This window comes from Sphingomonas flavalba, assembly GCF_004796535.1.
GTDB lineage: Bacteria > Pseudomonadota > Alphaproteobacteria > Sphingomonadales > Sphingomonadaceae > Sphingomonas_L > Sphingomonas_L flavalba.
This window is the reverse complement of record NZ_SPHY01000027.1, coordinates 1-11,103: the sequence shown is the minus strand read 5'-3', so window position 1 is coordinate 11,103 and position 11,103 is coordinate 1. Positions and strand designations below refer to the sequence as shown.

The following is an 11,103-nucleotide window of genomic DNA, read 5'->3' as shown; positions in this document are numbered from 1 at the left end:
ATCCGCCCGGCCGCGACGCGCAGCGCCACCGCCAGCGCCTGCGGCCCATCTGCCGCCGCCAATGCCGCCAGCGCCGGCGCGCCGAAGCGCGGCTCACCCGCGAACATGTCCGCCGCCGTATCTCCGCGCGCGCGAAGCCGCGCCAGCACCGCCTGCTCGGCCGGCCGCAACGTCGCGGCCAGCGTCGCGATACCGGCGGCAAGCCCGCCTTCGCGGGCGCAGGCATCGGCGATCCGCTCGATCAGCGCCGGGGTCAGGCTGGGGCTGGCGCGCTCGATCAGGCTGACCGCGCGAGGCTGCGTCGGTGCTGGGGGCGGCAGGCCCAGCGCCTGTTCGATCACGCCGAGCGGGGCGACGCACGGCGTCACCGGCCGCCCGGTCGCAAAGCTGAGCGCGGCCAGGGTCTCGGTGTCTGTCGGGTCGGCCATCGCCGCGACCAGCCCGGCCGGCCCGTCGGCGAACAGGAAGGTTGCCCGCCGCGCCAGCAGCGCGCCGTTGACCCCGCTCGGGCGCGGCCGGGCCGGGTCGACTCCGTCGGCCAGCGGCAGGCCGGTCACCGCGGCGATCGCCACCGCCATCGCCGCGTCGGCGATATGGCCGTTGCGGACCAGCCAGGTCGTCGGCCGCTCTCCGCTATGCAGGCAGGCGGCGCGCGCCTGCGCGGCCCCGCCGGAATCGACCACGCCCCGCGCGATCAGCGCGGCAAGCAACGCGGCCTGGTCGGCCGCGGGCGCGGATTGGGTCGCCATTCCCTCGCCTCTAGCGCGCTTCGCCGCCCGTCGCCACCCTGCCGCCACGGCCTGTCTTGTTACGCTATCGTATCGGCGGATTTGGGCAATGACGCGAAACCGCGTATACGGGGCCGGTCAGGCCGGGCGGCGCGCCCGCGACGCGCACCGCTTCCCGGCCACGCGACGGGAGAATGGCGATGGACACGGCGCTGCCTGCTTCCTCCACTCCGGTTCCCGGAACCCCGACGCTCAGGCGCATCGGCACCGCCGATCTGCGCTGGGCGCTGGCGGCGGGGTGGCGCGATTTCCGGGCCCGGCGCGGCGACCTGATCTTCGCCGGACTGCTCTATCCGGTCATCGGGCTGCTGGTCAGCGGCCTGGCGCTCGACCGGCGGCTGTTCGCCTTCGCCTTCCCGCTGATCGCCGGCATCTCCATCCTCGGCCCGGCGGTCAGCGCCGGCTTCTACGAGCTGGCGCGGCGGCGCGAGGCCGGGCTCGATTCCGGCTGGCGCCATTTCTTCGATCCGGTGCGCGGCCGCTCACGGGTGCCGCTGGCGACGCTGACGCTGGTCCTCGTCGCATTGTTCATGGCCTGGCTCGCCGCCGCCTGGGCGGTCTACGAAGCGACCATGGGCCGTAGCCCGCCGGCGGACGCCGGCGCCGCCTTCGCCGTTCAGCTGTTCACCACCCAGAACGGCTGGGCGATGATCCTGCTCGGCAATCTCGTCGGCCTGGCCTTCGCCGTCGTCACCCTGGCGCTCAGCGCGGTATCCTTCCCGATGGTCGTCGACCAGCCGGTCGACGCCGGCACCGCGATGGCGACGTCGCTGCGCGCCTTTTCCGCCAACCGGACGGCATGGCTGAACTGGGGGCTGCGCGTCGCGCTGATCCTGTTCGTCGCGGCGATCCCGCTGTTCGTCGGGCTGGCGGTGGCGCTGCCGGTGCTCGGCTATGCGACCTGGCACCTCTACACCCGGGCGGTCGCGCGCTGATCAGTCTCCGGCCGGCGGTGCCGTGTCGACCAGTTGGTCGCCGCCGAGCGCGCGGTAGACGGCGACGAGGTTGGCGGCGCGCGTCAGCCGTGTCGCGGCGACGGTGCGGCGCGCCTGATACAGCGTGCGCTGCGCGTCGAGCAGGGCGAGATAGCCGTCGATCCCCTGCTCGTAGCGGGCGGTGGTCAGGGTCAGCGTATCGGCCGCCGCCTCCTGCCGGCGGATGTCGGCGGCAAGCTGCTCGTCGATCGTCGCGCGGCGAGCAAGCGCGCTGACCACGTCGCTGAACGCGGTCTGGATCGTTTTCTGGTACTGGGCGACGGCGGCGTCCCGCTGCGCCTTGGCATAGGCGAGGTTGCCGCGATTGGCGCCGCCGTCGAAGATCGGCAGCGTCGCCTGCGGCGCGACCTGCCAGTTGAACGCATCGCCGCTGAACAGGGCGGACAGCGCGCCGCTCGCCAGCCCGGCGACCGCGGTCAGCGATATGGTCGGGAAGAAGGCGGCGCGCGCCGCGCCGATCCGCGCATTGGCGGCGCGCAGGCCGTATTCGGCCTGCACCACGTCCGGCCGGCGCAGCAGAATGCGGGAATCGAGCCCGGCCGGCACAGCCGCCAACTGCCCCTCGACCGCCTCGATCGCCGCCGGCAGTGCCGCGTCGGCAACCGGCGCGCCGACCAGCAGCTCCAGCGCCGCCCGGTCCTGCGCGACCTGCGCGGTCAGTTGCGCCCTGTCCGACCGCGCCTGCGCCAGCACGGTTTCCGCCTGGCGCAGCGCGGTGCGCGGCGCGACGCCGCCTTCCAGCCGGGCGCGGGTCAGCTCGACACTGCGCGCGGCGCTCGCCTCGGTCTCGGCCGCGATGGTCAGCAGGCTGCGGTCGGCGGCCAGCGTCAGGTAGGTGACGGCGACTTCAGCGACCAGGCTGAGCCGCGCCGCACGCAGCGCCGCCTCCGTCCCCAGATAGTCGTTGAACGCGGCGGCGCTGAGGCTGCCGAGCCGCCCGAACAGGTCGACCTCGAACCCGCTCAGCCCGCCGTTCAGCGTGTAGGCCTTGCTGATCGTGTCGCCGCTTTCGCCGACGCTGCCGCGCCCGCTGACGTCGACCGGCGGCAGCAGCCGCGCGTCGGCCACTCGCGCCGTCGCCCGCGCGGCGGCGACATTGGCGACGGCGCGGCGCAGGTCCTGGTTATTGGCCAGCGCCTGGTCGATAATCGCCAGCAACGCCGGGTCGGCGAACATCGCGCGATAGGTCAGCGTCGGCAGCGCCGCCTCGTCGGCGCGCAGCTCGGCCGCCCCGGCCGGCCAGGACGGCGGGATCGCCGGTTCCGGCCGCTGATAGGCGGGCGCCATGCTGCATCCGGCGAGCACGGTCACCGCCGCCAGCGCGGCCAGCCGGTCGCGGCGCCGGGTCACGCCACCGCCTCCGCCGCCGGGGCACGGCCGCTGAACAGCCGCCGGACGAGCACGAAGAACAGCGGCACGAAGAAGATGGCGAGCAGCGAGGCGGTCAGCATCCCGCCGATCACCGCCGTGCCGATCGCGACCCGGCTCTGCGCGCCGGCGCCGGTCGACAAGGCAAGCGGCAGCACGCCGAAGATGAACGCCATGCTGGTCATAAGGATCGGGCGCAGGCGGATGCGCGCCGCCTCCAGCGCGGCGTCGATCGGGCTTCGCCCTTCCTTCTCGGCGCGTTCGGCGAATTCGACGATCAGGATCGCGTTTTTCGCCGACAGGCCCATCGTCGTCAGCAGGCCGACCTGGAAATAGACGTCGTTCTCCAGCCCGCGCAGCGCCACCGCCACCGTCGCCCCGACCAGGCCGAGCGGGATGACCAGGATCACCGCCAGCGGGATCGACCAGCTTTCGTAGAGCGCGGCGAGGCACAGGAAGATGACGAGCAGCGACAGCGCATAGAGATAGGGCGCTTGCCCGCCGGACAATTGCTCCTGATAGGACAGGCCGGTCCAGGCGAGGGCGACGCCCGGCATCTCCGCCACCAGCTCCGCCATCCGCTTCATCGCGTCGCCGGAACTGCTGCCGGCGGCGGAGTCGCCCTGAATCTCGTAGGACGACACGCCGTTGAAGCGGGCAAGAGTATTGGGCGTCTGCTCCCAGTGGGTGGTGGCGAAGGCGGAAAACGGCGCCATCTCGCCCGAAGACGAGCGGACGAACCACGCGCTCAGGTCCTCCGGCCGGCTGCGGAACGGCGCATCGCCCTGGACGTAGACCCGCTTCACCCGCCCGCGGTCGACGAAGTCGTTGACGTAATTGCCGCCCCACGCCGCCGACAGGGTCGAATCGACGTCGGATTGGGCGATGCCGAGCGCCGCGACCTTCTCCTGGTCGACCGCGACCGAAAGGGTCGGCGAATCCTCCAGGCTGTTCTGGCGGACAGAGGTCAGCACCGGGTCGGCGTTGGCGGCGGCAAGCAGCGTGTCGAGCCGCTGCTTGAACTCGGCGCGGCTGAGGCTGCCGGTGTTGAGCAGCTCCATCGAGAAGCCGCTCGACTGGCCAAGGCCGCGGATCGGCGGCGGGTTGAGCAGGAACACCTGCGCGTCGCGCAGATGGGCGAGCGCGGCATTGGCGCGGCGATTGATCTCGGCGGCGCTGTTCTCCTTGCCCGGCCGCTCGTCCCACAGCTTCAGCGCCAGGAAGCCGCGCCCGGCGTTCTGGCCCTGTCCCGCCTGGCTCGATCCGCTGACCGTGTAGATGGTGTCGACATTGCCGCTCTCGTGCTCACGGAAATAGCGTTCGATTTCCAGCGCAACCGCCATCGTGCGGCTCTGCGTCGCGCCTGGCGGCAGGGTATACTGGAGCGACGCGCGCCCCTGGTCCTCCGACGGCAGGAAGCCGGTCGGCAACCGCATGAAGGTGACGGCCAGAACACCCAGCACCGCCGCGAACACCAGCAGGGCGGTGGGCACGCGGTCGAATATCGCCCGCACCGCGTCGCGGTAGCGTTTCGACATCCGCGCGAACCAGGCGTTGAACCGGGCACCGGCGCGGCGGGCGCCGGCGACGAAGCGGTTGCCGCCCTCCTCCCCGGCCGTGACGGGCTGCCGCTTCAGCAGCGACGCGGTCAGCGCCGGGGTCAGGATCAGCGCGACCAGCACCGACAGCACCATCGACGACACCATGGTGACCGAGAACTGCTTGTAGATCACCCCGGTCGATCCGCCGAAGAACGCCATCGGCAGGAACACCGCGGACAGCACCAGCGCGATCGCGATCAGCGCCGTCTGGATCTCGCCCATCGACTTGATCGTCGCCTCGCGCGCGGTCAGGTGCGGCTCCTCCTCCATCACCCGCTCGACATTCTCGACGACGACGATCGCGTCGTCGACGAGCAGGCCGATGGCGAGCGCCAGGCCGAACAGGGTCAGCGTGTTGATCGTGAAGCCGGCGGCGGCGAGGATGCCGAAGGTGCCGAGCAGCACCACCGGCACCGCGATCGCCGGGATCAGCGTCGCCCGCCAGCTCTGCAGGAACACGAACATCACCAGCACGACGAGGATGATCGCCTCGACCAGCGTCTTCACCACTTCGATGATCGACAGGCGGATGAAGGCGGTGGAATCGCTCGGCAGGGCATAGGTCACGCCGGGCGGGAAGCTGTTGGCCGCCCGCTCCTGGATGAAGGCGCGAACCTGACGCGCGGTCTTCAGCGCGTCGGCCCCCGGCGCGAGCTGGACGGCGATGCCGGCGCCGGGGTGGCCGTTCAGCCGGCTGACCGTCGTATAGCTTTCGCTGCCCAGCTCGACCCGGGCGACATCCTGCAGCAGTACCTTGGCGCCGTCGCTCTGCGTCTTCAGGATGATGTTGCGGAACTGCTCGGGCGTGCTCAGCCGCGACCGGGCGGTGACGACGGCGTTCAGCATCTGGTCGTCGGCCGCCGGCTGGCCGCCGATCTGGCCGGCGGCGACCTGGGTGTTCTGCGCCTGGATCGCCTGGATCACGTCGCGCGGAATCAGCTTGTAATTGGCCAGCTTGAACGGATCGAGCCAGATCCGCATCGCATATTGCGCGCCGAACACGTTGACGTCGCCGACGCCGTCGATGCGGCCGATATCGTCCTGAAGGTTGCTGGTCAGGAAATCGCTGACGTCGCGGCTGGTCATCCGGTCTGTCTGGTCATAGATCGAAATGACCATCAGGAAATCGGCGTTGGACTTGGTGACGACCAGCCCCTGCTGCTGCACCTGCTGCGGCAGACGGGGCAGCGCCTGCTGCACCTTGTTCTGCACCTGGACCTGGGCGATGTCGGGGTCGGTGCCCTTGTCGAAAGTGACCGACACGCTGACCCGCCCGGCCGAACTGGACGAGGACGAGAAATACAGCAGCCCGTCGATGCCGGTCAGCTGCTGCTCGATGATCTGGGTGACGCTGTTCTCGACGGTTTCGGCCGACGCGCCGGGGTAGTTGGCGCGGATGTTGACCGACGGCGGCGCGATATCGGGATATTGCTCGACCGGCAGGGTCAGGATGCCGCCCAGCCCGACCATCATCACCACGATCGCGATGACCCAGGCGAAGATCGGCCGGTCGATGAAGACGCGCGACAGCATGGGCTAGCTGCCCGCGCCGCGGCCGGCGGCGGCCGGGGCAACCTTCGACCCCGCCGGCACCGGTTTCACCTTGTCCCCCTGCTTGATCCGCCCCAGCCCCTCTACGATCACCCGGTCGCCGGCCTTCAGCCCGGCGGTGACCAGCCAGGCGTCGCCGACCGTCCGCTCCGCGACGATCGGCCGCGACACCGCCTTGTCGTCCGGGCCGACCAGCACCACCGTCGCCTTGCCGGTCGGGTCGCGCGACACGCCCTGCTGGGGCACCAGCATCGCGTTCTGCGCGGTCATCTGCGACAGGCTGGCGCGGACATACATGCCGGGCAGCAGCAGGCCGGACGGATTGGGGAAGCGGGCGCGCAGCGTGACCGCGCCGGTGCTCTCGTTGACCGTGACCTCGCTGAACTCCAGCCGGCCGGGCAGCGGATAGGCGCTGCCGTCCTCCAGCTTCAGCCGGACCTCGGCGCTCGACGGGGTGGCGCCGCCGCTTGCCAAGCTGCGGCGCAGCGCCAGCAGCTCGGCGCTCGACTGCTGGATGTCGACGAAGATCGGGTCGAGCCGCTGGATCGTCGCCAGCGCCTGGGTCTGGTTGGCGGTGACCAGCGCGCCGGTGGTGACCAGCGACCGGCCGATGCGGCCGGCGATCGGCGCTGGCACGCTGGTGAAGCGCAGGTTGATCCGCGCCGTCTCAAGCTGGGCGCGGCTCTGTGCGATCGCCGCTTCGGCCTGGCGGGCGGCGGCCAGCGCGTCGGTATAATCCTGCTTGGCGACCGCCTCGATCTCGGCAAGCGGGCGGTAACGGTCGGCCTTGGCCTTGGCCGCACCATACGCCGCCTGGGCGTTGGCCAGGTTCGCCTCCGCTTGGGCAACGGCGGCGCGATAGAGGCTGGGATCGATCTGGTAGAGGGTCTGGCCGGCACGGACGATGCCGCCTTCGGTGAACAGCCGCGCCTTGATGATGCCGGAAACCTGCGGGCGGACTTCCGACGTCTCGAACGCGGCGGTGCGCCCGGCCAGCTCGGTGAACAGCGGCACCGCCTCGGTCTTGACCACGACATAGCCGGCTTCGGGTACGCGGGTTTCGCGATCGTCCCCGCCGCCGGCGCAGCCGCTCAGGACGAACGCCAGAATTGCCATCGGCAGTACAAACCCCGCCTTGGCCTTCATGCGGGCATTCCTTCTACTATCGCGGGGCACCGCGGACGCGGCAACCCAAACCGCCTGTGGAACGACTGCTGCCCGAATCCGGCGGATTCGCGCCGCTCACCACGATTCGGACGCTGGCGATAGGCCACTCGCGGGGCGACACGTCAACCCTTGCGAACGGAAATCAACACGGTTTGGAGATAAAAGCGTCAATCCGGCCGGATCAGGCCCGGAATTTCGCCTTTTCGGCCCCGAAAAGCCGCTCAGTCGGCGCCCTCAGTGGCGTTGGCAGTGACGGCGGCAGTCGCGGTCGCCGGGGCGCGGGCGCGCTCGCCGGGGCGCAGCGCCATCAGCCGGCCGAGCTGCGCCTTGAACGCGCGCAGTTCCGCCCCGGCCAGCTGCGCGGTCGAGGTGAACTTCACCGACAGCGGATTGACCGGCCGGCCGCCGCGATACAGCTCGTAATGCAGATGCGGGCCGGTCGACAGCCCGGTCGAGCCGACATAGCCGATCAACTGGCCCTGCCGCACCCGCTGGCCGTTGCGCGCGACGATCCGGCTCATATGGGCGTAGCCGGTGCCGATATTGCCGGAATGGTTGATCCGCACATAATTGCCGTGGCCGCCATGGCGCCCGGAAAAGCTGACGACGCCGTCCGCCGCCGCATAGATCGGCGTGCCGGTTGGCGCGCCGAAATCGATGCCCTGGTGCATCCGGCTGTAACCGAGCAGCGGGTGCATCCGCATGCCGAACGAAGACGTCTGGCGCCCGGTCACCGGCCGCGCCATCAGTCCTTTGCGCTCGCCGATGCCGCTGGTGTCGAACCACTGGGCGCGGCCGTTTTCTTCCCAGTTGAGCAGCCGCACCTGCCGCTTGCCCTGGCTCAACCCGGCGTAGAGCAGCTTGCCGGTCTCGGTCTCGCCGGTCTCGGCGCGGCGGTGGGCGACGATGATGTCGAAGGTCGCCGCCGATCCGATCGATTCGACCGCCGTCTTGGTAGCGATCGCCTTCAGATAGGCTTCGACCACCTTGGCCGGGGCGCCGGCGGCGCGGGCCGAGCGGTAGAGGCTGGAGCCGACCGAGCCCCGGATGCGCAACGGCGTGTCGTCGACCGCGATCGGGATGCGGCGGACGCGGAGCGTGCCGTCGATCCGCTCGACCGCCAGCTTCAGGTCGAAGCGGGCGCGGAAGCCCAGCCCGTCGAGCGGGCGCGGCTGGTTGCGGTCGGGCCGGCGGCCGAGATGGACGTCGAGGCGGGTGCCGGCGGCGATGTCGGTCAGCGGCACGACGCCGCCGACCAGCGCCGCGACCGCCTTCGCCTCGTCGGCGCCGACCCCGGCACGCTGGAGGACGCGGGCGAAACCGTCGCCCTGGCCGATCGTCGCGCTCAGCTGGATCGACGGGCGCTCCGGCGTGTCGGTCAGCGGCTGGACCAGCTCGGTCGCCGCCATCCGCCGGCCGGTGTCGCCGCCCCAGGCGAGCGGGGCGATCGACAGCGCCCGCGCATTCTCCCACGCGGCGGGGCGCATCGGCGCCGGCGTCGCGCCCGGTATCGCGTCGGAAAAGCCGGGGGACAGCGCCATCGCGGCGGTGCACAGCGCGCCAAGCGTCGCCAGCCCGCGCCACCACACCGCCGATCCGATGCGATGGCCGAGGTCGGGCACCAGCTCGATATTGGCGAGGTGATCGTGCACGCGGTCAAGCGGCGACGCGGTGACGACGCGGCGCCCGAAGGCGGGCGTGCGGTCAAGCGCCGCGACGGCCGAGCCGAATCCGAAGTCCTGGCGCTGGTACAATGGTGGGAAAGCCCCCGAAATCCGCCCCGGTCGCTTTGCGCGCGGCCCGGCGAAGGACTGTGGCCGGATCACGGTTAAAGTCAAACTAACACAGGGCAATGGCATTTGTTGCTGCGGTGAATCGTTGGCTGCCGGCGATAAAGCGTTCGGCGCGCCGGCGGCGGTTGCGCTTGGCGCGCGCATCGCCGATCTAGCGGGCATGACTGCGTTCGCGTCCTCTCCGGTGGCGGCGGTGCTCGGCCCGACCAACACCGGCAAGACCCATCTCGCGGTCGAGCGGATGTGCGGCCATTCGAGCGGGATGATCGGCTTTCCCCTCCGCCTGCTGGCGCGCGAGGTCTACGACCGCGTCGTCGCGATCAAGGGCGCGGCATCGGTCGCGCTGATCACCGGCGAGGAAAAGATCGTCCCGCCCAAGGCGCGCTATATCCTGTGCACGGCGGAAAGCATGCCGCTCGACCGCGACGTCGCCTTCGTCGCGCTCGACGAGGCGCAGCTCGGCGCCGACCCGGAACGCGGCCATGTCTTCACCGATCGGCTGCTGCGCGCGCGCGGGCGCGAGGAGACGCTGATCCTCGGCGCCGACACGCTGCGGCCGATGCTGCGCGCGCTGCTGCCCGGCACCGAGGTGATCGAGCGGCCGCGCTTCTCCACCCTCGCCTATGCCGGCGAGAAGAAGCTGTCGCGCCTGCCCAAGCGCTCGGCCGTCGTCGCCTTCTCCGCCGAGGAGGTCTATGCGGTGGCGGAGATGCTGCGGCGGCTGCGCGGCGGCGCGGCGGTGGTGATGGGCGCGCTGTCGCCGCGCACCCGCAACGCCCAGGTCGCGCTGTTCCAGGCCGGAGAGGTCGATTATCTGGTCGCGACCGACGCGATCGGCATGGGGCTGAACATGGACGTCGCCCATGTCGCCTTCGCGTCGCTGGCCAAGTTCGACGGCCGTCGCCAGCGCCGGCTGACCCTGGCGGAAATGGCGCAGATCGCCGGGCGCGCCGGCCGCCACCAGCGCGACGGCACGTTCGGTACGCTCGCGGGGCGCGCCGGTTTCCGGCCGGAAGAGATCGCCGCGATCGAGGAACATCGCTTCCCGCCGCTCGACCATCTCTACTGGCGCGACGGCGCGCCGCCGACCGATACGCTCGACGGGCTGATCGCCGCGCTGGAACGGCGGCCGGACCAGCCGATGCTGCGTGCCGCGCCGGAGGCGACCGACCTTGCGGTACTGAAACGGCTGGCGGAGGAGCCGTGGGTGCGCGAGCGCGCGGCGACCCCGGCGATGGTCGCGCGGTTGTGGGCGGCCTGCGGCCTGCCCGATTTCCAGAAGACCGGCGCCGACCAGCACAGCCGCTTCGTCGCCCGCGTGCTCCGCGCGCTGAGCGAGGGCGACGGCCATGTCCCGCACACATGGTTCGCCGACGCGCTCGCCCGGCTCGACAATGTCCAGGGCGATGTCGAGACGATCGCCGGGCGGATCGCGGCGGCGCGCAGCTGGGCCTATATCGCCAACCGCGCCGACTGGCTGGCGGAGCCGGCGCACTGGGCCGAACGCGCCCGCGCGCTGGAGGAGCGGCTGTCCGACGCCTTGCATGCCGGCCTGACCCAGCGTTTCGTCGACCGGCGGACGACGGTGCTGATGCGCGAACTCGGCGCCGACGCGGCGCTGCTGCCAGTGACCGTCGACGCCGCCGGGGAAGTCCGCGTCGATGACGAGCCGATCGGCACGCTGACCGGCTTCGCCTTCCGCCCGCTCGCCGATGCGCGCGCCGCCGACCATCGCAAGCTGATCGCCGCCGCCGAGCGCCGGCTGGCCGGGGAGCGGGCGGCGCGGGCGCGGGCGCTCGCCGCCGACGGCGACGACGGCTTCGCGCTGCTGACCGACACC

General features: G+C 71.4%; 7 protein-coding genes. 2 read left to right on the top strand and 5 right to left on the bottom strand.

Translation table 11 applies throughout. The features are described 5' to 3' along the window. The coding region (locus tag E4A53_RS14275; RefSeq protein ID WP_206366337.1) for a GspE/PulE/PilB domain-containing protein at positions 1–749 on the bottom strand (749 nt) is incomplete at its 3' end. A 179-nt stretch (positions 750–928) separates the two neighbouring features. On the opposite strand from E4A53_RS14275, the gene E4A53_RS14270 reads away from it, so the two are divergent. Continuing rightward, positions 929–1,723 carry a DUF2189 domain-containing protein gene (locus E4A53_RS14270; RefSeq protein WP_136163786.1) on the top strand — a complete coding sequence of 265 codons (795 nt, stop codon included), beginning with the start codon at positions 929–931 and terminating at the stop codon, positions 1,721–1,723. Here E4A53_RS14270 and E4A53_RS14265 read toward each other — a convergent pair whose 3' ends face one another. The 4 genes from E4A53_RS14265 to E4A53_RS14250 form a co-directional block, all read right to left on the bottom strand. Further along, positions 1,724–3,133 (bottom strand): efflux transporter outer membrane subunit, encoded by a 1,410-nt coding sequence (locus E4A53_RS14265; protein ID WP_239018321.1) that lies wholly within the window; start codon positions 3,131–3,133, stop codon positions 1,724–1,726. It abuts the gene before it with no gap. After that, positions 3,130–6,285 carry an efflux RND transporter permease subunit gene (locus E4A53_RS14260; RefSeq protein ID WP_136163785.1) on the bottom strand — a complete coding sequence of 1,052 codons (3,156 nt, stop codon included), beginning with the start codon at positions 6,283–6,285 and terminating at the stop codon, positions 3,130–3,132. Before E4A53_RS14260 ends, E4A53_RS14265 begins: the two co-directional genes overlap by 4 nt. Before the next feature lie 3 nt (positions 6,286–6,288). After that, complete coding sequence (locus tag E4A53_RS14255; RefSeq protein WP_136163784.1) at positions 6,289–7,449, bottom strand: efflux RND transporter periplasmic adaptor subunit; 1,161 nt, start codon at positions 7,447–7,449, stop codon at positions 6,289–6,291. Positions 7,450–7,691: 242 nt separating this feature from the next. Then, positions 7,692–9,224, bottom strand: coding sequence for a M23 family metallopeptidase (locus tag E4A53_RS14250; RefSeq protein ID WP_239018320.1), 1,533 nt, complete (start codon positions 9,222–9,224; stop codon positions 7,692–7,694). A 199-nt stretch (positions 9,225–9,423) separates the two neighbouring features. Here E4A53_RS14250 and E4A53_RS14245 point away from each other — a divergent pair. Beyond that, the coding region (locus E4A53_RS14245) for a helicase-related protein (protein ID WP_136163782.1) at positions 9,424–11,103 on the top strand (1,680 nt) is incomplete at its 3' end.